The sequence below is a fragment of the Burkholderia anthina genome (assembly GCF_001547525.1).
In the GTDB taxonomy this organism is placed as follows: domain Bacteria; phylum Pseudomonadota; class Gammaproteobacteria; order Burkholderiales; family Burkholderiaceae; genus Burkholderia; species Burkholderia semiarida.
Genome location: NZ_CM003768.1, coordinates 2358101 through 2379317, shown reverse-complemented (window position 1 = coordinate 2379317; position 21217 = coordinate 2358101). Strand labels below are relative to the sequence as shown.

General features: G+C 65.7%; 17 protein-coding genes. 14 read left to right on the top strand and 3 right to left on the bottom strand.

Translation table 11 applies throughout. The features are described from left to right. The first annotated feature begins 12 nt into the window (after window positions 1-12). From WS64_RS10870 to WS64_RS10825, 10 genes are all read left to right on the top strand, one after another. Window positions 13-537, top strand: a complete 525-nt coding sequence (locus WS64_RS10870; RefSeq protein ID WP_059580504.1) for an ATP synthase subunit I — start codon at window positions 13-15, stop codon at window positions 535-537. Window positions 538-647: 110 nt separating this feature from the next. Then, window positions 648-1499, top strand: coding sequence for a F0F1 ATP synthase subunit A (gene atpB, locus WS64_RS10865; protein ID WP_006477281.1), 852 nt, complete (start codon window positions 648-650; stop codon window positions 1497-1499). 75 nt (window positions 1500-1574) lie between these two features. Further along, window positions 1575-1844, top strand: a complete 270-nt coding sequence (atpE, locus tag WS64_RS10860) for a F0F1 ATP synthase subunit C (protein WP_006482730.1) — start codon at window positions 1575-1577, stop codon at window positions 1842-1844. Between the two features lie 129 nt (window positions 1845-1973). Then, complete coding sequence (locus WS64_RS10855) at window positions 1974-2444, top strand: F0F1 ATP synthase subunit B (RefSeq protein ID WP_006477283.1); 471 nt, start codon at window positions 1974-1976, stop codon at window positions 2442-2444. A 2-nt stretch (window positions 2445-2446) separates the two neighbouring features. Next, window positions 2447-2986 carry a F0F1 ATP synthase subunit delta gene (locus WS64_RS10850; RefSeq protein WP_034188172.1) on the top strand — a complete coding sequence of 180 codons (540 nt, stop codon included), beginning with the start codon at window positions 2447-2449 and terminating at the stop codon, window positions 2984-2986. Between the two features lie 44 nt (window positions 2987-3030). Then, complete coding sequence (gene atpA / locus WS64_RS10845; RefSeq protein WP_059580508.1) at window positions 3031-4572, top strand: F0F1 ATP synthase subunit alpha; 1542 nt, start codon at window positions 3031-3033, stop codon at window positions 4570-4572. A gap of 119 nt (window positions 4573-4691) precedes the next feature. Further along, the gene (gene atpG / locus WS64_RS10840; protein ID WP_034209645.1) at window positions 4692-5567 is read left to right on the top strand and encodes a F0F1 ATP synthase subunit gamma; all 876 of its coding nucleotides are present in this window, start codon (window positions 4692-4694) and stop codon (window positions 5565-5567) included. 66 nt (window positions 5568-5633) lie between these two features. Further along, window positions 5634-7028 (top strand): F0F1 ATP synthase subunit beta, encoded by a 1395-nt coding sequence (gene atpD, locus WS64_RS10835; RefSeq protein WP_031397079.1) that lies wholly within the window; start codon window positions 5634-5636, stop codon window positions 7026-7028. Between the two features lie 121 nt (window positions 7029-7149). Further along, on the top strand, window positions 7150-7575 hold the full coding sequence (locus WS64_RS10830; protein ID WP_006477288.1) for a F0F1 ATP synthase subunit epsilon: 426 nt from the start codon (window positions 7150-7152) through the stop codon (window positions 7573-7575). A gap of 310 nt (window positions 7576-7885) precedes the next feature. After that, window positions 7886-9613: an AMP-binding protein gene (locus WS64_RS10825; protein WP_060966447.1), complete on the top strand. Its 1728-nt coding sequence runs from the start codon at window positions 7886-7888 to the stop codon at window positions 9611-9613. 281 nt (window positions 9614-9894) lie between these two features. On the opposite strand, the gene WS64_RS34265 is transcribed toward WS64_RS10825, so the two are convergent. Together WS64_RS34265 and WS64_RS10815 are read right to left on the bottom strand one after the other, a co-directional pair. Continuing rightward, a complete protein-coding gene (locus tag WS64_RS34265) occupies window positions 9895-10083 on the bottom strand; it encodes a hypothetical protein (RefSeq protein WP_155720411.1) in 189 nt (62 codons plus the stop codon). 250 nt (window positions 10084-10333) lie between these two features. After that, window positions 10334-11134 carry a transporter substrate-binding domain-containing protein gene (locus WS64_RS10815; protein WP_060966445.1) on the bottom strand — a complete coding sequence of 267 codons (801 nt, stop codon included), beginning with the start codon at window positions 11132-11134 and terminating at the stop codon, window positions 10334-10336. 149 nt (window positions 11135-11283) lie between these two features. Between WS64_RS10815 and hemE the strand changes: the two genes are divergently transcribed. From hemE to WS64_RS10795, 4 genes are all read left to right on the top strand, one after another. Then, window positions 11284-12378 (top strand): uroporphyrinogen decarboxylase, encoded by a 1095-nt coding sequence (gene hemE / locus WS64_RS10810; RefSeq protein WP_060966444.1) that lies wholly within the window; start codon window positions 11284-11286, stop codon window positions 12376-12378. A 451-nt stretch (window positions 12379-12829) separates the two neighbouring features. Then, window positions 12830-15091 (top strand): primosomal protein N', encoded by a 2262-nt coding sequence (locus tag WS64_RS10805; protein WP_060966443.1) that lies wholly within the window; start codon window positions 12830-12832, stop codon window positions 15089-15091. Window positions 15092-15483: 392 nt separating this feature from the next. Continuing rightward, window positions 15484-19416 (top strand): trifunctional transcriptional regulator/proline dehydrogenase/L-glutamate gamma-semialdehyde dehydrogenase, encoded by a 3933-nt coding sequence (putA, locus tag WS64_RS10800; protein ID WP_060966442.1) that lies wholly within the window; start codon window positions 15484-15486, stop codon window positions 19414-19416. Between the two features lie 84 nt (window positions 19417-19500). Then, window positions 19501-20640, top strand: coding sequence for a branched-chain amino acid ABC transporter substrate-binding protein (locus WS64_RS10795; RefSeq protein ID WP_059638492.1), 1140 nt, complete (start codon window positions 19501-19503; stop codon window positions 20638-20640). A gap of 289 nt (window positions 20641-20929) precedes the next feature. Here the strand turns inward: WS64_RS10795 and WS64_RS10790 are convergent, their stop codons facing one another. After that, window positions 20930-21217, bottom strand: a complete 288-nt coding sequence (locus tag WS64_RS10790) for a contact-dependent growth inhibition system immunity protein (RefSeq protein WP_244166547.1) — start codon at window positions 21215-21217, stop codon at window positions 20930-20932.

Genomic DNA, 21217 nt, shown 5'->3' with positions numbered 1-21217 from the left:
CGGAAGATTGCGATGGCGGGTCAGGCGCCGGACGACAGGCACGATGATCAGCGCACGCAACGCACCGCTTCGGCGGCCGGCGAGCGGCGTGAACCCGACGATGACTGGGATGTCGAGCAGCAAGATAACAACATCGTTCCGCTGACGCGGGCAGAGGCCGAAAGGCTGTTCGGCCCGAACGTGAGCAAGCCCTCGCGCGTGACTCCCTACAAGGTGGTATTCGCGCAAGTGGTCCTGTCCCTGGTTGCAACGCTGGCGTGGTGGCTGTTTTCGAAGTCGCCGGGCGCCGCTGCGCAATCCGCGTTTCTGGGCGGAGCGATCGGCTGGGTGCCCAGTGCGGTATTCGTGGCACGACTGAAGGCAGGTGGCTCGGCCACCGTGATGAGCTGGGTGATGGGCGAAGCCCTGAAGCTCGCTCTGACGATCGGGATGTTCACTGCGGTGGCGTTCGGCTGGGCCGGCGTGCACTGGGTGCCGTTCCTCGTCACGTACCTCGTCGTGCTGAAGACGTACTGGATCGCGCTGGCCTGGCGGTAAGGAACAAGCAGCGTGCGGTTTCGACAACGAACCGCACCGGCCCGTTCCCGCAATAGCGTGTTGCGGAACGGGGCAAAACGATTTTCGACAATTTGGGTGGCATTAACGATATGGCAGCTAGCGAAGGCACGCGCGGTCCGGATCCGTCCGAGTACATTGCGCACCACTTGCAGAATTTCTCCACCTCGCATCAGACGTCGATTTTCGATATCCACGTCTGGAATCTCGACACGCTGTTCTGGTCGATCGTATGCGGCATCGTGACGATCGTCCTGCTGCGTCTGGCCGCCCGCAAGGCGACCTCGGGCGTGCCGGGCCGCTTCCAGTGCGCGATCGAGATGCTCGTCGAAATGGTCGAAGACCAGTCGAAGGCCATCGTCCACGGCAATCGCACCTTCATCGCGCCGCTCGCCCTCACGGTGTTCGTGTGGGTCGCGCTGATGAACTCCCTCGACTTCCTCCCGGTCGACCTGCCGGGCCGCGTGATCGGCCTGCTCGGTCTGTCGGACGTGATTTCCCACCATCGCATCGTCCCGACGGCCGACCTGAACGGCACGCTCGGCATCGCGCTCGGCGTGTTCGTCCTGATGATCTACTACAGCATCAAGATCAAGGGCGCGGGCGGCTTTGCGCATGAGCTGCTGTCGGCCCCGTTCGGCGGCCACCCGGCGCTGTGGATCCCGAACCTCGCGCTCAACATCGTCGAATACGTGGCAAAGACCGTTTCGCTCGGCATGCGGCTGTTCGGCAACATGTACGCGGGTGAGCTGTTGTTCCTGTTGATCGCCCTGCTCGGCAGCATGTGGAGCTTCGGTGGCGACGCAACGTTCCTCGGCTTCGTTGGTCATGTGATCGCGGGTAGCGTCTGGGCAATCTTCCACATCCTGATTGTTCTGTTGCAGGCATTCATTTTCATGATGCTGACGCTGGTGTATCTCGGCCAGGCGCACGACACGCACTAAGCGCGGCGTGCAACAAAGAGTCTTCGTTTTAGTTTTTTAAATCTCAGTTCCAAGTCTTTTCACAAAGGAGTGATCATGCAAGCTTACATCGCCAACATCCAGGGTCTGACCGCCATCGGTATCGGCATCATCATCGGCCTGGGTGCAATCGGCGCCTGTATCGGTATCGCGCTGATGGGTGGCAAGTACATCGAAGCCTGCGCACGTCAGCCGGAACTCATCAACCCGCTGCAAACGAAGATGTTCCTGCTGGCTGGTCTGATCGACGCTGCATTCCTGATCGGCGTTGGTGTCGCAATGCTGTTCGCGTTCGCGAACCCGCTCCTGTCGAAGCTCGCAGGCTAAGGTTCCTCGGAAATATGCGTCCGGCGTGAGCCGGCGCAGGGCGGAACGGAGACTTGGGGCGCTGATCGAATGCAACTCGATGAGCGCCTTACCGTTTCATTTTTCCGGAATAGCAGATAAGGAAACACCGTGAATCTCAACGCAACTCTGTTTGCGCAAATGGTCGTGTTCCTGGTCCTCGCGTGGTTCACGATGAAATTCGTGTGGCCGCCGTTGATCAACGCCCTCGACGAACGTTCGAAGAAGATCGCCGACGGCCTCGCCGCCGCGGAGAAGGGCAAGGCGGAACTCGACGCAGCGCACAAGCGCGTGGACCAGGAACTCGCGCAGGCCCGCAACGACGGCCAGCAGCGCATCGCCGACGCTGAGAAGCGTGCGCAGGCGGTCGCCGAGGAAATCAAGGCCAACGCCCAGGCTGAAGCCGCCCGCATCGTCGCCCAGGCGAAGGCGGAAGCAGAACAGCAAATCGTGAAGGCGCGCGAAGCGCTGCGTGGCGAAGTCGCCGCGCTGGCCGTGAAGGGCGCCGAGCAGATCCTGAAGCGCGAAGTCGATCAAACGGCCCACGCCCAACTGCTGAATCAACTGAAAGCCGAGCTCTGATCATGGCCGAACTTGCAACCATCGCCCGCCCTTACGCAGAAGCGCTGTTCCGCGTGGCCGAGGGCGGTGACATCGCCGCCTGGTCCACGCTCGTGCAAGAGCTGGCCCAGGTTGCGCGTCTGCCGGAAGTGCTGTCGGTCGCGTCGAGCCCGAAGGTGACGCGCACGCAAGTAGCCGAGCTGCTGCTTGCTGCGGTGAAGTCGCCGCTCGCGGCCGGCGCCGAAGCGAAGAACTTCGTGCAGATGCTGGTCGACAATCATCGCATCGCGCTGCTGCCGGAAATCGCCGAGCAGTTCGAGGCGCTCAAGAACGAACGTGAAGGCGCAGCCGACGCCGAGATCGTGAGCGCGTTCCCGCTGAACGGCGCGGATCTCGACAGTCTCGTCTCGGGCCTCGAACGCAAGTTCAAGCGTAAGCTGAAACCGACGGTCGAAGTCGATTCGTCGCTGATTGGCGGCGTGCGCGTGACGGTCGGCGACGAAGTGCTCGACACCTCGGTTCGCGCGCGCCTCGCATCGATGCAGGCTGCCTTGACCGCCTGAGCGCCACGCCGGCACGCAACAGAATTGACTATCAGGAGCGAATAATGCAACTCAATCCCTCTGAGATCAGCGAGCTGATCAAGAGCCGGATCCAGGGCCTTGAAGCGAGCGCAGACGTTCGCAACCAGGGCACCGTGATCTCCGTGACCGACGGTATCGTGCGTATCCACGGCCTGTCGGACGTGATGCAGGGCGAAATGCTCGAGTTTCCGGGCAACACGTTCGGTCTCGCGCTGAACCTCGAGCGCGACTCGGTCGGCGCGGTGATTCTCGGCGAATACGAACACATCTCGGAAGGCGACATCGTCAAGACGACGGGCCGCATTCTCGAAGTCCCGGTCGGCCCGGAACTCGTCGGCCGCGTGGTCGACGCGCTCGGCAACCCGATCGACGGCAAGGGCCCGGTCAACGCGAAGCTGACCGACGCGATCGAAAAGATCGCCCCGGGCGTGATCTGGCGCAAGTCGGTGTCGCAGCCGGTGCAGACGGGCATCAAGTCGATCGACGCGATGGTGCCGATCGGCCGTGGCCAGCGTGAGCTGATCATCGGCGACCGTCAGTGCGGCAAGACCGCGGTGGCGCTCGACGCGATCATCAACCAGAAGGGCAAGGACCTGATCTGTATCTACGTCGCGATCGGCCAGAAGGCTTCGTCGATCATGAACGTGGTGCGCAAGCTCGAGGAAACGGGCGCGCTGGAATACACGATCGTCGTCGCCGCTTCGGCGTCGGATTCGGCCGCGATGCAGTACCTGGCACCGTACGCCGGCTGCACGATGGGCGAATACTTCCGCGACCGCGGCCAGGACGCGCTGATCATCTATGACGACTTGACCAAGCAGGCCTGGGCATACCGCCAGATCTCGCTGCTGCTGCGCCGCCCGCCGGGCCGTGAAGCGTACCCGGGCGACGTGTTCTATCTGCACTCGCGTCTGCTCGAGCGTGCGGCTCGCGTGTCGGAAGAGTACGTCGAGAAGTTCACGAACGGCGAAGTAAAGGGCAAGAGCGGCTCGCTGACGGCACTGCCGGTCATCGAAACGCAGGCAGGCGACGTGACCGCGTTCGTTCCGACGAACGTGATCTCGATTACCGACGGCCAGATCTTCCTGGAAACCGACCTGTTCAACGCAGGCATCCGCCCGGCAATCAACGCCGGCGTGTCGGTGTCGCGCGTCGGCGGCGCCGCTCAGACGAAGGTCGTGAAGAAGCTGTCGGGCGGTATCCGTACCGACCTCGCGCAGTACCGTGAACTGGCTGCATTCGCGCAGTTCGCATCGGACCTCGACGAAGCGACCCGCAAGCAGCTCGAGCGCGGCCGCCGCGTGACGGAACTGCTGAAGCAGCCGCAGTACCAGCCGCTGCAGGTCTGGGAACTGGCCGTGTCGCTGTACGCCGCGAACAACGGCTACCTCGACGATCTCGACGTCAAGCAAGTGCTGCCGTTCGAGAAGGGCCTGCGCGACAACCTGAAGACCAGCCACGCTGACCTCATCAAGCGTATCGAAGACACCAAGGATCTCTCGAAGGACGACGAAGGCGCGCTGCGCGCGGCGATCGAAGCCTTCAAGAAGTCCGGTGCCTATTGATCCGCGAGTGACACACCGAGGCCGCGCGGGTGCTGATGCGCCCGCGCCGCTTCGGTGAGCGATGCATGAGCCCCGAGTAAAGCGCTAAAGCGCTAATTCGGGGCGCAAAGGAGCAAGCTATGGCTGGAATGAAGGAAATTCGCGGCAAGATCAAGAGCGTGCAGAACACGCGCAAGATCACGAAGGCGATGGAGATGGTGGCTGCATCGAAGATGCGTCGCGCGCAGGAACGCATGCGCGCCGCTCGTCCGTATGCGGACAAGGTCCGTGCCATCGCCGCGCACATGAGCCGTGCGAACCCGGAGTACCGCCACCCGTTCATGGTGGCGAACGACGGCGCGCAGACGGCCGGCATCATCCTCGTCACGACGGACAAGGGTCTGTGCGGTGGTCTGAACACCAACGTGCTGCGTGCGACGGTGCAGAAGTTCAAGGAGCTGGAAGAGAAGGGCCAGAAGGTCGAAGCCACCGCGATCGGCGGCAAGGGCCTCGGGTTCCTGAACCGCTTCGGCGCGAAGGTGATGTCGCAGGTCGTGCACCTCGGCGACACCCCGCACCTGGACAAGCTGATCGGCGCCGTGAAGACGCAGCTCGATCTGTACTCGGAAGGCAAGCTGTCGGCGGTTTATATCGCTTACACGCGCTTCGTCAACACGATGAAGCAGGAAGCCGTGATCGAGCAGCTGCTGCCGCTGTCGTCGGAACACTTCGAAGCCGATGACGGTACGCCGGCGACGTCGTGGGACTACATCTACGAGCCGGACGCGCAGGCAGTCGTCGACGAACTGCTCGTGCGTTACGTCGAGGCGCTGGTGTACCAGGCCGTCGCGGAAAACATGGCGTCCGAGCAATCGGCGCGCATGGTCGCGATGAAGGCCGCGTCCGACAACGCGAAGACGGTGATCAGCGAACTGCAGCTCGTATACAACAAGAGCCGTCAGGCCGCGATCACGAAAGAACTGTCGGAGATCGTCGGCGGCGCAGCCGCTGTTTAAGCGCGCGCCCGGGACGACAACTGCGCCTTTGCGCGAGTAAAGAATCAGGTATTTAAAGGAAAAGCGATGAGTACTGCTGCTTTGGTAGAAGGCAAGATCGTACAGTGCATCGGCGCCGTTATCGACGTGGAATTCCCGCGCGACAGCATGCCGAAGATCTACGACGCGCTCATTCTCGATGGCTCGGAACTGACGCTCGAAGTCCAGCAGCAGCTGGGTGACGGCGTGGTCCGTACCATTTGTCTGGGTGCATCCGACGGCCTGCGCCGCGGCCTGACCGTGAAGAACACGGCGAAGCCGATCTCGGTGCCGGTCGGCAAGCCGACCCTCGGCCGGATCATGGACGTGCTCGGCCGTCCGATCGACGAAGCCGGCCCGATCGAAAGCGAAACGACGCGTTCGATCCACCAGAAGGCGCCGGCGTTCGACGAACTGTCGCCGTCGACCGAACTGCTCGAAACGGGTATCAAGGTCATCGACCTGATCTGCCCGTTCGCGAAGGGCGGCAAGGTCGGCCTGTTCGGCGGTGCTGGCGTGGGCAAGACCGTCAACATGATGGAGCTCATCAACAACATCGCGAAGGAGCACGGCGGTTACTCCGTGTTCGCGGGCGTGGGCGAGCGTACCCGTGAAGGGAACGACTTCTACCACGAAATGAAGGACTCGAACGTTCTCGACAAGGTCGCGCTGGTGTACGGCCAGATGAACGAGCCGCCGGGCAACCGTCTGCGCGTCGCGCTGACCGGCCTGACGATGGCCGAGCACTTCCGTGACGAAGGCCTCGACGTGCTGTTCTTCGTCGACAACATCTACCGTTTCACGCTGGCCGGTACCGAAGTGTCGGCACTGCTCGGCCGTATGCCGTCGGCAGTGGGCTATCAGCCGACGCTGGCTGAAGAAATGGGCAAGCTGCAAGAGCGCATCACGTCGACCAAGAAGGGCTCGATTACGTCCGTTCAGGCCGTGTACGTCCCTGCGGACGACTTGACCGACCCGTCGCCGGCGACCACCTTCGGCCACCTGGACGCAACCGTCGTTCTGTCGCGTGACATCGCTTCGCTGGGTATCTACCCGGCGGTCGACCCGCTCGACTCGACGTCGCGCCAGATCGACCCGAACGTGATCGGTGAAGAGCACTACTCGATCACCCGCCGCGTTCAGCAGACGCTGCAGCGCTACAAGGAACTGCGCGACATCATCGCGATTCTGGGCATGGACGAACTGTCGCCGGAAGACAAGCTGTCGGTCGCGCGCGCGCGCAAGATCCAGCGTTTCCTGTCGCAGCCGTTCCACGTCGCTGAAGTGTTCACGGGCTCGCCGGGCAAGTACGTGCCGCTGAAGGAAACGATCCGCGGCTTCAAGATGATCGTCGACGGCGAGTGCGACCACCTGCCGGAACAGGCGTTCTACATGGTCGGCACGATCGACGAAGCCTTCGAAAAGGCCAAGAAGATCCAGTAAGGGCTTGAGTGGGGCGCAAGCCGGCGTGTGCCGGCCGGAGCAATGAGTCAGCGATGACTTGTATGCCGGCCGCCCGCGTCGGCCGCAATACGCTCAACCTGTGGATGAGATTGGAGTCGATATGGCAACCATCAAAGTAGACGTCGTCAGCGCGGAAGAGCAGATCTTCTCGGGCGAGGCGAAATTCGTCGCGCTGCCGGGCGAAACGGGTGAGCTGGGTATTCTGCCGGGCCACACGCCGCTGATCACCCGGATTCGTCCGGGTGCGGTGCGCATCGAAGTCGAGGGCGGCAACGACGAATTCGTGTTCGTCGCGGGCGGCATTCTCGAAGTGCAGCCGGGCGCCGTGACGGTGCTCGCCGATACCGCGATCCGCGGCAAGGACCTCGACGCGGCGAAAGCCGAGGAAGCGCGCAAGCGTGCCGAGGAAACGCTGCAGAACGCGAAGTCGGATCTCGACCTCGCGAAAGCGCAATCCGAGCTCGCGACCGCGATGGCGCAGCTCGAGGCGATCCAGCGTCTGGCGAAGATTCGCAGCCGGCACTGAGCCGCGCCGCGTATCCCGCGAAAGAAAGCAGCCTTCGGGCTGCTTTTTTTTCGCCCGCGGTTTCGCCCGCGGTTTCGCCCGCGTTCCGTCCGCGCTTCGTCCGCGCTTCGTCCGCATTTCGTCGGAGTTTTGCGGGTCGGATCATTCCGTCCGGTCGTGCTATTTCACCCGCCCGTCGCGATTCGATGTCAGAGTATCGTCAGCGGAGCGCGGCATCATCCGCAGTGAGGCCCCCGTCGCGATCGTTGCGGCGAAGGCGCGCGCAGCAGGCGCGCGCGGGCCGATCAGACAAGAACGGACGGAGACATCGATGGCAGCAGACCTTGGCAAGGGGGCGCTGATCGCGCCCGAGAACGGCTTGTCGTACGTGCGCGGCGCGACCGACGTGCCGCTATCCGACGCGACGATCGGCCGGTTTCTGCTCGACACGGCTGGCCGCTTTCCCGACCGTCCGGCCGTCGTGTTCCGCGAGCAGCAGGTGCGCTGGACCTGGCGCGCGTTCGCGAGCGAGGTCGACGTGCTGGCAGCGGGCCTCGCCGCGCTCGGGATCGTGAAGGGCGACTGCGTCGGCATCTGGTCGCCGAACCGCAGCGAATGGCTGCTCACGCAGTTCGCGACCGCGCGGATCGGCGCGGTGCTCGTCAACATCAACCCGGCCTACCGGCTGTCGGAACTCGAATACGCGCTGAACAAGGTCGGCTGCAAGGCCATGATCGCGGCCGAGCGCTTCAAGAGCTCCGCGTACGTCGAGATGCTGCAGACCCTCGCGCCGGAGCTCGCGACCGCGACGCCGGGCGACCTCCACGCGGCGCGCGTGCCGAGCCTGCGCACGATCGTGTCGATGGGCGACGTGGCGCCGGCCGGCATGTTCCGCTTCGCGGACGTGATGGCGCGCGGCCGCCAGACCGTCGATCCCGCGCTGCTCGACGCGCTCGGCGCAACGCTCTCGGCCAACGATCCGATCAACATCCAGTTCACCAGCGGCACGACCGGCAGCCCGAAGGGCGCGACGCTCACGCACCGCAACGTCGTCAACAATGCGCGCTCGATCGCGATGGCGATGCGCTTCACCGAACAGGATTCGCTCTGCATCCCCGTGCCGCTCTATCACTGCTTCGGGATGGTGCTGGCCGTGCTCGCCTGCGTGTCGACGGGCGCCGCGATGGTGTTCCCCGGCGAGGCGTTCGACCCGGTCGCGACGCTCGCGGCGGTGGCCGAGGAACGCTGCACCGCGCTGCACGGCGTGCCGACGATGTTCATCGCGGAGCTCGACCATCCGGAGTTCGCGAAATTCGACCTGTCGACACTGCGCACCGGGATCATGGCCGGCTCGCCGTGCCCGATCGAGACGATGAAGCGCGTCGTGTCGCAGATGCATCTGTCGGAGATCACGATCGCATACGGAATGACGGAGACGAGCCCGGTGTCGTTCCAGAGCTCGACCGACGATCCGCTCGAGAAGCGCACGACGACGGTCGGCCGCATCCAGCCGCATCTCGAAGTGAAGATCGTCGACCCGGCCGGCGACATCGTGCCGATCGGCGCGACGGGCGAGCTGTGCACGAAGGGCTATTCGGTGATGCTCGGCTATTGGGACGACGACGCGAAGACGCGCGAGGTGCTGGTCGACGGCTGGATGCATACGGGCGACCTCGCGACGCTCGATGCGGACGGCTACTGCAACATCGTCGGCCGTCTGAAGGACATGGTGATTCGCGGCGGCGAGAACGTCTATCCGCGCGAAATCGAGGAATTCCTGTTTCGACATCCGAAGATCCAGAGCGCGCAGGTATTCGGCGTGCCCGATGCGAAGTACGGCGAGGAGCTGTGTGCGTGGATCGTGCTGCGCGCCGACGAGCAGATGACCGAGGATGACGTGCGTGCCTTCTGCCAAGGCCAGATCGCGCACTACAAGATTCCGCGCTATATCCGCTTCGTCGACGAACTGCCGATGACGGTGACCGGCAAGGTGCAGAAATTCGTGATGCGCGAGCGGATGATCGAGGAACTGAAGCTCGACGTGCAGAAGACGGCTTGAAGCGGAGCGGGAAAAACGTGGCGGCCTGTCGGTCGCTACGTTTTCGATGGACGAAAAAAAGCGGGCTTATTAGCCCGCTAAAAACCACACGCTACGGGGTTAGCGCGAGGAGACCAAAGATGAAACCGGATCCGGCGGGGGGCCGGAAACGACTCCAACAGGGATGCCCCTTGGAAGGGCTTCGGTACGTGACCGACTGGCTCGCAGCGCTTCGCGTCCGCTCACACTTGGCACACGAGACCGCATCCGTGTTGAAACCGTTGAGGCCCATTGTGGGCGAATTAACGACCCGTCGCGGTAACAAAGTGTTTCAGGTTGTAACGCCCGCCAGATAAGGCTTTCCGGGATTTTTTGCTGTTTTCGGGCTCCTGAAAAAGGTCATTTTTACCCATATTTTCCGCCGCGTTTTCGAGGTATGCGCGCGATGCGTTTTTCACGCGTATCGGGCGCGACGAATTGCCGATTTTCACGCGGGAAAGTGCACGGCACGATCGATACCGCGCATGACGATTCGTTCGTCAGAAAGATTTTGAAACGTGATCGGGACGCGTGGAAGTCGGCCATTCGGCCAATTTGGCGGGTCGCGCGCCGCGCATGGGCGCCGCGGCGCGACGCGAAGGTGTAACGGCGACGCATGCCGGCGGCCGACGCAGGCGGGATTTCCGCACTTGGCGACCGTAGCGGGCGGTGCCCGTCATCGGCCGCCGGTTGCACGCGCGCTTACTTCAGCCACTTGTCCGACAGCGCCTGATATTCACCGGTGGACAGCGCGAGATGCAGCCACTGGTCGACGTATTGCTGGAACACGACGTCGCCGCGCGGCACCATGTACGCCTTCTCGCCGAACTGGAACGGCTTGTCCGGATGCACCGAGCAGAGGCCCGGATTCAGCTTTTGCTGCAGCAGCGTCTCCGACGCATCCGTCACCATCACGTCGGCCTTGCCCGCGAGGATCTGCTTGAAGATCGTCACGTTGTCCGGATAGACGGTCAGGTTCGCGTGCGTGAAGAACTGCTTCGCGAAGCGCTCGTTGGTGCCGCCCGGATTTACGATCACGCGCGTCTCGGGCCGGTCGATCTGCGCGACGCTCTGGTACTTGTCGGCATCCGCGCAGCGCACGATCGGCGTCTTGCCGTCGACCACGTACGGCTGCGTGAAGAACACGCGCTTCTGACGCTCGAGCGTGGTCGACACGCCGCCCACCGCGATGTCGCACTTCGCGACGAAGTCTTGGGTGAGGTTCGGCCAGCTCGTCTTCACGTAATCGGCCTTCACGCCGAGCGATTTCGCGAGCGATTCGGCCATGTCGATGTCGATGCCCTCGAAGCGGCCGTCCGCGCGGTAGTACGAATACGGCTTGTAGTCGCCCGTCGTGCACACGCGCAGCGTGCCGCGCGCCAGCACCTCGTCGAGCCGCGAGCCGGCGCCCGGCGCGCTCGTGGCGGCGCCGGCGGCAGTTTGCGCGTGTGCGGCGGTGCAGCACAGCAACGCGGCCGCGGCCAGCGTGGCGAATGTCTTCATCGGTCTCCTCCTTCGTTCGGTTCGATATGAGCGTCCGATCATAACGGAGCTATCGCGCGCGTCATATGGCCGCCATTGCATCGGCCTGCGCGGTCCGACCGCGGCTGTCCGGTAAAATGCCGCTTTGCCTTCGCATCGTCGCTCCTACCGTGGCCCATAACCTGCTCAACGACACCTTCCTGCGTGCGCTTCTGCGCGAGCCGACCGACTACACGCCGATCTGGCTGATGCGCCAGGCCGGCCGCTACCTGCCTGAATACAACGCGACGCGCGCGCGTGCCGGCAGCTTTCTCGGGCTGGCCAAGAACCCGGACTACGCGACCGAGGTGACGCTGCAGCCGCTCGAGCGCTTCCCGCTCGACGCCGCGATCCTGTTCTCGGACATCCTGACGATTCCCGACGCGATGGGGCTCGGCCTCGACTTCCAGGCCGGCGAAGGGCCGAAGTTCGCGCATCCGGTGCGCACCGAGGCCGACGTCGCGAAGCTTGCGGTGCCGGACATCGACGAGACGCTCGGCTACGTGACGGGCGCCGTGCGCGAGATCCGCCGCGCGCTCACCGACGGCCAGGGCCGCCAGCGCGTGCCGCTGATCGGCTTCTCGGGCAGCCCGTGGACGCTCGCGTGCTACATGGTCGAAGGCGGCGGCTCGGACGATTTCCGCACGGTGAAGTCGATGGCGTATTCGCGCCCCGACCTGATGCACCGGATCCTCTACGTGAACGCGCAGGCGGTGGCCGCCTACCTGAACGCGCAGATCGAAGCGGGCGCGCAGGCTGTCATGATCTTCGATACGTGGGGCGGTGCGCTGGCCGACGGCGCATACCAGCGCTTCTCGCTCGACTATATCCGCCGCGTGGTGTCGCAGCTCAAGCGCGAGCACGATGGCGAGCGCGTGCCGGTGATCACGTTCACGAAGGGCGGCGGGTTGTGGCTCGAGGAGATCGCGGCGACCGGCGTCGACGCGGTCGGGCTCGACTGGACGGTCAACCTCGGCGCCGCGCGCGAGCGCGTCGCGGGGCGCGTGGCGCTGCAGGGCAACCTCGACCCGACGATCCTGTTTGCGCCGCCGGCCGCGGTGCGCGAACAGGCGCGCGCGGTGCTCGACAGCTACGGCAACCATCCGGGCCACGTGTTCAACCTCGGGCACGGCATCTCGCAATTCACGTCGCCCGATCACGTCGCCGAACTCGTCGACGAAGTGCATACCCACAGCCGCGCGATCCGTAGCCGAGCGGCGGGCTGAACGCAAGCGCCGTCATGCTGCGTTGCGGGATGGCGGTGTTTCGTTTCTGAAACTAAACAGGACGCAACCCCGCTCCCGTTGCCGATTCGGTGCTTGTCAAGACTTGACTTATACACATTTTCCACGTTGCAGCGCGGTAGAGCCCCGTATCGGTCAATTTGTCTCGCTATGGTTGGGTAATTTGAATAGCAGCCTTATGGAATAAGGCTTCGCGGCACACGGCCGGAAGCGGCGGAAAACAGCGAAAAGCACGGCCCTGCGCGCGTTGCGGCTGTTGAGCGGCGAGTTCTCAACAAAGTTATCCACAGGCTGGGCAGGGTATACGGCGATTCCTAATGCGAATCCAAAACTTAGCGCCGAATCTGAAGTTTTACTTTAAGTTCGCCGTCGCGATGCGGGCGCGGATGCACGTCGTCCGTCCCCTGCGTGTCGCCGCCGCGGGAGCGTGCCGATGAGCGGCACCTACCTGCGTGTGGCGCTCGACCATCCGCTCGCCACCCTGTTCGACTACCGCTGCGACGTGCAGCCCGCGCCCGTGCCCGGCACGCTGGTGCAGGTGCCGTTCGGCAAGCGGCAGACTGTCGGGCTCGTCTGCGAAGTCACCACTCACACCGATGTGCCGCCATCGCGGCTGCGCGCGGTCGATGCGATCTGTGCCGACCTGCCGCCGCTGTCGGCGGACTGGCTCGCGCTCGTGTCGTTCGCCGCCGACTACTATCAGCGCGGGCGTGGCGAGGTCGCGTTGCCGGCGCTGCCGCAAGCGCTGCGCGACGCCGGGCGCTGGGGGCGGCTGCTCGCGCCGGAAGTGCGCTACCGGCCGACCGAAGCCGGCCGCGCGGCGCTGCCCGATGCGTTGCCCGCGCGCGGCGCCGCGCTGCGCCGGCTCGCGCAAGCGCTGGTCGACACCGGCTCGCTGACGCTGCCCGACGCGCGCGCACTGCATCCGAAGGCGGCCGCGACGCTGGACGACTGGGCGGCGCGCGGCTGGGTCGACGTCGAGGAGATCGGCTGGGCCGATGCGCCTGTGGTCAACCCTGTGGATAACCTGTCGACAAGCAGTGGACGGGCTGTGCCGCCGGCGTTGACGGACCAGCAGGCCGAGGCGCTCGACGCGATCCGCGCGGCCCAAGGCTTCGCGCCGTTCCTGCTGCACGGCGTGACGGGCAGCGGCAAGACCGAGGTCTACCTGCACGCGCTCGCGTCGCTGCTCGACGCGCGGCCGGATGCGCAGGCGCTCGTGCTCGTGCCCGAAATCAACCTGACGCCGCAATTCGAGGCCGCGTTTCGCGCGCGCTTCGCGGGCGCGCTCGCCGACGACGCGATCGTCACGCTGCACAGCGGGCTCGCCGAAGGCGAGCGGGCGCGCAACTGGCTCGCCGCGCACACGGGCCGCGCGCGGATCGTGCTCGGCACGCGCCTCGCGGTGCTCGCGTCGATGCCGACGCTCGCGCTGATCGTCGTCGACGAGGAACACGAGCCCGCGTACAAGCAGCAGGAAGGGCTGCGCTATTCGGCGCGCGACCTGGCCGTGTGGCGCGCGAAGCACCTCGGCATCACCGTCGTGCTCGGCTCGGCCACGCCGTCGCTCGAAAGCTGGTGGCAGGCCGAGCAGGGGCGCTACACGCGGCTCACGCTATCGCGCCGCGCGGTGGCCGACGCCACGCTGCCGACCGTGCGGCTGATCGATCTCGAAGAGGAGCGGCGGCGCGGGCGCGCGTCGATGGGCGGGCTGTCGGGGCCGCTCGTCGCGGCGCTGAAGGCGCGGCTCGAACGCGGCGAACAGAGCCTCGTGTTCCTGAACCGGCGCGGTTACGCGCCGCAGCTCGCGTGCGACGCATGCGGCTGGGTGGCCGGCTGCCCGCGCTGCAGCGCGTACGTCGTGCTGCACAAGCCCGAGCACGCGCTGCGCTGCCATCACTGCGGCTGGGAAGCGCGCATCCCACGCGCCTGCCCCGAGTGCGGGAACGTCGACATCGCGCCGCTCGGGCGCGGCACGCAGCGTATCGAGGAGGCGCTCGCCGAAGCTGTGCCGGGCGCGCGGATACTGCGGATCGACGCGGACAGCACGCGCCGCAAGGGCAGCGCGCAGGCGCTTTTTTCCGACGTGCATGCGGGCGAGGTCGACATCCTGGTCGGCACGCAGATGATCGCGAAGGGGCACGACTTCCAGCGCGTGTCGCTCGTCGGCGTGCTCAACGCCGATACCGCGCTGTTCTCGCACGACTTCCGCGCGAGCGAGCGGCTGTTCGCGCAACTGATGCAGGTGAGCGGCCGCGCGGGGCGCGCCGGGCTGCCGGGCGAAGTGATGGTGCAGACGCGCTACCCGCGTCACGCGCTGTACCACGCGCTCGGGCGGCAGGACTACGTGGGCTTCGCGAATTCGACGCTCGGCGAGCGCCGCGACGCGCACCTGCCGCCGTTCGTCTACCAGGCGCTGCTGCGCGCCGAAGGGCGCTCGCTCGATGCGGCGCTCGCGTTCCTGCTGCAGGCCGCGGCTGCGTTGCCGGGGCTGCCGGGCGCCGATCGCGTGACCGTGTACGACGCGGTGCCGATGACGATCGTGAAGGTCGCGAACGTCCATCGCGCGCAACTGCTGCTCGAAAGCGCGTCGCGGGCGGCGCTGCAGCATGCGCTGCGCGCCTGGCAGCCGGAGTTGCGCGCGCTGAAGGGCGTGCTGCGGTGGAGCGTCGAGGTCGATCCGCTGGATATCTGAGCGACGGGCCGCGCGACCGTCGCGCGACGCGGTGTCCGATACCGCAAGCGTGGGCCGCGCGGCGCCGCCCCGAACGTCTCCAGCGCGTGCCCAACGCGTGCCCAACGCGGGCGCCGCGGCACGTCACCTCATCCAGTGCAACCTGCTTTCGGCCGATTTCGCGCGTGTCGAAGGTTGCACACGGGTGCCGAACCGGCCCGATCAGGGAAAACACCGATCCCCGGACCACGGGCAACCCCTAGGTTGCAACCGCATAAGTGGCTGATTATATTGACTAACTTATGGGTGCAACCCATCTCTTTATTTGGTTGCACCTTTTTATTGCGTGCCGTAGGATTTCGCGCATCCTCTTACACCACACTGCCGGGCTCGCACCGGCGCACGAACCCACCATGGCAAGCACGACTCTCGGCGTCAAGGTCGACGACCTTCTTCGCTCGCGCCTCAAGGACGCCGCCGCGCGTCTCGAGCGCACTCCCCACTGGCTGATCAAGCAGGCGATCTTCGCGTATCTGGAGCGGATCGAGCACGGCCAGTTGCCGCCCGAGCTGTCGGGCCACAGCGGCGTGACGGAGCTCGCCGACGGTCAGTCCGCGGACGGCGACGACGACAACTCGCCGCATCCGTTCCTCGAGTTCGCGCAGAACGTGCAGCCGCAATCGGTGCTGCGCGCGGCGATCACGGCCGCGTACCGCCGCCCGGAACCGGAGTGCGTGCCGTTCCTGCTCGGCCAGGCGCGCTTGCCCGCGAACCTGCAGGCGGACGTGCAGACGCTCGCGACGAAGCTGGTCGAGGCGCTGCGCGAGAAAAGCTCGGGCGGCGGCGTCGAAGGGCTGATCCACGAGTTCTCGCTGTCGAGCCAGGAAGGCGTCGCGCTGATGTGCCTCGCCGAAGCGCTGCTGCGCATTCCCGATCGCGCGACGCGCGACGCGCTGATCCGCGACAAGATCAGCAAGGGCGACTGGCGCTCGCACGTCGGCCACGCGCCGTCGCTGTTCGTGAACGCGGCCACCTGGGGGCTGATGATCACCGGCAAGCTCGTGACGACCAACAGCGAAGCGGGGCTGTCGTCGGCGCTCACGCGCCTGATCGGCCGCGGCGGCGAGCCGCTGATCCGCAAGGGCGTCGACATGGCGATGCGCCTGATGGGCGAGCAGTTCGTCACCGGCGAGACGATTTCCGAAGCGCTCGCGAACAGCCGCAAGTACGAAGCGCGCGGCTTCCGCTACTCGTACGACATGCTCGGCGAAGCGGCGACGACCGAAGAGGACGCGCAGCGCTACTACGCGTCGTACGAACAGGCGATCCACGCGATCGGCAAGGCGGCCGGCGGCCGCGGCATCTACGAAGGCCCGGGCATCTCGATCAAGCTGTCGGCGCTGCACGCGCGCTACTCGCGCTCGCAGCAGGACCGCACGATGAGCGAGTTGCTGCCGCGCGTGCGCGCGCTCGCGCTGCTCGCGCGCCGCTACGACATCGGCCTGAACATCGACGCGGAAGAAGCCGACCGGCTCGAACTGTCGCTCGACCTGCTCGAGGCGCTGTGCTTCGATCCGGAGCTCGCGGGCTGGAACGGCATCGGCTTCGTCGTGCAGGGCTACCAGAAGCGCTGCCCGTTCGTGATCGACTACCTGATCGATCTCGCGCGCCGCAGCCGCCACCGCCTGATGATCCGCCTCGTGAAGGGCGCGTACTGGGATACCGAAATCAAGCGCGCGCAGGTCGACGGCCTCGAAGGCTATCCGGTCTATACGCGCAAGATTTACACGGACGTGTCGTACCTCGCGTGCGCGAAGAAGCTGCTCGCGGCGCCCGACGCGGTCTACCCGCAGTTCGCGACGCACAACGCGTACACGCTGGCCGCGATCTATCACCTGGCCGGCCAGAACTACTACCCGGGCCAGTACGAATTCCAGTGCCTGCACGGGATGGGCGAGCCGCTGTACGAGGAAGTCACGGGCCGCGACAAGCTGAACCGCCCGTGCCGCGTGTACGCGCCGGTCGGCACGCACGAGACGCTGCTCGCGTACCTCGTGCGCCGCCTGCTGGAAAACGGCGCGAACACGTCGTTCGTGAACCGCATCGCCGATAAAACGGTGTCGGTGAAGGAACTGGTCGCCGACCCGGTCGATGAAGCGTCGAAGGTCGTGCCGCTCGGCGCGCCGCACGCGAAGATCCCGCTGCCGCGCAACCTGTACGGCGACGAGCGTCCCAATTCGATGGGCCTCGACCTGTCGAACGAACACCGTCTCGCGTCGCTGTCGTCCGCGCTGCTCGCGAGCGCGCATCATCCGTGGCGCGCGGCGCCGATGCTCGCCGACGACGCGCTCGCCGACGCACCGGCGCGCGAGGTGCGCAACCCGGCCGACCAGCGCGACGTGGTCGGCACGGTCAGCGAAGCGACGGCCGAACACGTGAGCGCGGCGCTCGCGCACGCGGTGGCCGCCGCGCCGATCTGGCAGGCGACGCCGGTCGATGCGCGCGCCGATTGCCTGGTGCGCGCGGCCGACCTGCTCGAAGCGCAGATGCACACGCTGATGGGCCTGATCGTGCGCGAAGCTGGCAAGTCGTTGCCGAACGCGATCGCCGAGATCCGCGAAGCGGTCGACTTCCTGCGCTACTACGCGGCGCAGATCCGCGGCGAATTCTCGAACGACACGCACCGTCCGCTCGGCCCCGTGGTCTGCATCAGCCCGTGGAACTTCCCGCTCGCGATCTTCATGGGCCAGGTGGCCGCGGCGCTCGCCGCCGGTAACACGGTGCTCGCGAAGCCGGCCGAACAGACGCCGCTGATCGCCGCGCAGGCCGTGCGGCTGCTGCGCGAGGCCGGCGTGCCGGCCGGCGCGGTGCAACTGCTGCCGGGCACCGGCGAGACCGTCGGCGCGGCGCTGGTCGCCGATCCACGCACGCGGGCGGTGATGTTCACGGGCTCGACCGAAGTCGCGCGCCTGATCAACAAGACGCTCGCCGCGCGCCTCGACCCGGACGGCAAGCCGATTCCGCTGATCGCGGAGACGGGCGGCCAGAACGCGATGATCGTCGACTCGTCGGCGCTCGCGGAGCAGGTCGTCGCGGACGTGATGCAGTCGTCGTTCGACTCGGCCGGTCAACGGTGTTCGGCGCTGCGCGTTCTGTGTCTGCAGGACGACGTCGCGGACCGCACGCTGACGATGCTCAAGGGTGCGATGCACGAGCTGTCGCTCGGCAACCCCGACCGCCTGTCGACCGACGTCGGCCCGGTGATCGACGCCGAAGCGAAGCAGACGATCGATGCGCACGTCGCGGCGATGAAGGACAAGGGCCACGCGGTCACGCAACTGCCGATGCCGGACGCGTGCGCGCACGGCACCTTCGTGCCGCCGACGCTGATCGAGATCGGCAGCATCGACGAGCTCAAGCGTGAAGTGTTCGGCCCCGTGCTGCACGTGGTGCGCTACCGCCGCAGCCAGCTCGACAAGCTGCTCGAGCAGATTCGCGCGACGGGCTACGGGCTGACGCTCGGCATCCACACGCGGATCGACGAGACGATCGCGCACGTGATCTCGAATGCGCACGTGGGCAACATCTACGTGAACCGCAACGTGATCGGCGCGGTGGTCGGCGTGCAGCCGTTCGGCGGCGAAGGGCTGTCGGGCACGGGCCCGAAGGCCGGCGGCGCGCTGTACCTGCAGCGCCTGCTCGCGACGCGTCCGTCGGGCCTGCCGCGCTCGCTCGCGCAGTCGCTGGTGGCGGACGGCGCGACCGAAAGCGATGCGCGCGGCAACCCGGCGGCGGCGCTCACGGCGCTGCGCGACTGGCTGATCGAGCAGCGCGAGCCGGCGCTGGCCGCACGCTGCGACGGCTACCTCGCACAGGTTCCGGCCGGCGCGACCGCCGTGCTGAGCGGGCCGACGGGCGAGCGAAACACGTATACACTCGGCCCGCGCGGCACGGTGCTGTGTGTCGCGGCGACGCCGGGCGGCGCGCGTGCGCAGTTCGCGGCGGTGCTGGCGACGGGCAACCGCGCGCTGTTCGCCGGCGCGGCGGGCGAGGCGCTGGTGGCCGCGCTGCCGGCGTCGCTGAAGGCGCACGCGGCCGTGCGCAAGCAGGCCGACGCGCCGTTCGACGCGGTGCTGTTCGAGGGCGACAGCGACGAGCTGCAGACGCTCGTGAAGGACGTCGCGCAGCGGCCGGGCCCGATCGTGTCGGTGCAGGGCGTGTCGGCGGGCGCGTTCGAGAACGGCGATGCGGAAGACTACGCGCTCGAACGGCTCCTGACGGAGCGCTCGGTGAGCGTGAATACGGCCGCGGCGGGCGGCAATGCGAATTTGATGACGATCGGCTGATCATCCTTGCCGTTCGGATCAAACAAAGGAAGCGGCAAGGCGATCCCGAAGCTGCTTCATTTACCCTGGTACCAAGGAGATGCTATGCAACACACGATGAAAAAGGTGGCAGGCGCGACGTTCGTCGCGGTCATGTCGCTGGCGGGGACGGCCCATGCGGATGACGTGAAGATCGGTTACGCAGGGCCGATGACGGGCGCGCAGGCGCACTACGGCAAGGATATGCAGAACGGGATCGTGCTCGCGCTGGAAGACTTCAACGCGACGAACCCGAAGATCGGCGGCAAGCCGGTGAAGTTCGTGCTGAGCACGCAGGACGACCAGGCTGACCCGCGCACGGGCACGACGGTCGCGCAGAAGCTCGTCGACGACGGCATCAAGGGCATGCTCGGCCACTTCAACTCGGGCACGACGATTCCCGCCTCGCGCATCTACGCGAACGCGGGCATTCCGGAAATCGCGATGGCGACGGCGCCGGAATACACGCAGCAAGGCTACAAGACGACCTTCCGCATGATGACGTCCGACACGCAGCAGGGCTCGGTGGCCGGCACGTTCGCCTCGAAGGATCTCGGCATGAAGAAGATCGCGATCGTCGACGACCGCACGGCCTACGGCCAGGGTCTCGCCGACCAGTTCGAGAAGGCCGCGAAAGCCGGCGGCGCGACGATCGTCGACCGTGAATTCACGAACGACAAGGCTGTCGACTTCAAGGCGATTCTGACGAAGCTGAAGGCGGCGAAGCCGGACCTCGTCTACTACGGCGGCGCGGATTCGCAGGCAGCGCCGATGGTCAAGCAGATGAAGGCGCTCGGCATCACCGCTCCGCTGATGAGCGGCGAAATGGTGAAGACGCCGACGTTCCTGAAGATCGCGGGCAACGCGGCCGAAGGCACGATCGCGTCGCTGGCCGGCCTGCCGCTGGAAGAAATGCCGGGCGGCAAGGCTTACGCCGACAAGTACAAGAAGCGTTTCGGCGAAGACGTGCAGACGTACTCGCCGTACGCGTACGACGGCGCGATGGCGATGCTGAACGCGATGAAGAAGGCCGATTCGACCGATCCGGCGAAGTACCTGCCGGTGCTCGCGAAGACCGACATGGCCGGCGTCACGTCGACGCACGTCGCGTACGACGCGAAGGGCGACCTGAAGAACGGCGGCATCACGATGTACAAGGTCGAGAAGGGTGAGTGGAAGCCGCTGAAGAGCATCGGCGGGAAGTAAGCAGCTCGATGTGATGTGGAGAGCGGGCGGCGGCGCGATGCGTCGTTCCGCGATTCATGCGAAAAAGCCACCCGGCCGTTGGGCCGGGTGGCTTTTTCTTCGGTGAAGCAGGGCCGCCACATGTGGACGTCAATGCGTTATCGCCGTGGCTGGCGACAGCATGACGTTAGTTGCCATCACAGCGTCCGGGATTGCATTGGTCAGTTGACGCGGCCCTGCGATTCCGTGGAGGGCGTCACGCATGCTCCCGTTACGTGGCAGTAGTTCTGCGCCGCGAATTTGATGGCTACTATTGCAGGTTTTTCCTCAGGGCGTCGAAAAATGACGCAGTGGTGAATCCCCACAGTTGGGGATTGAAATCATGCCCATAGGTTTCCAGGAACACTTCATCCAGCTCGGAACCAAAACGCTGCTGAAATAACTCTGTTTCGTGCAGCAATTCGAGTGCTTCCGCTCGCGTGCTTTCGTTTTTGTAGCACGTGATGATTTCATCGAAAGTACTTCCCCAGAGGTCCGAATCCTGCCCCAGATAGGACCCTAAAAGAGTGAAAAGTCGGGGGTATTCCTGTGCGTTCAT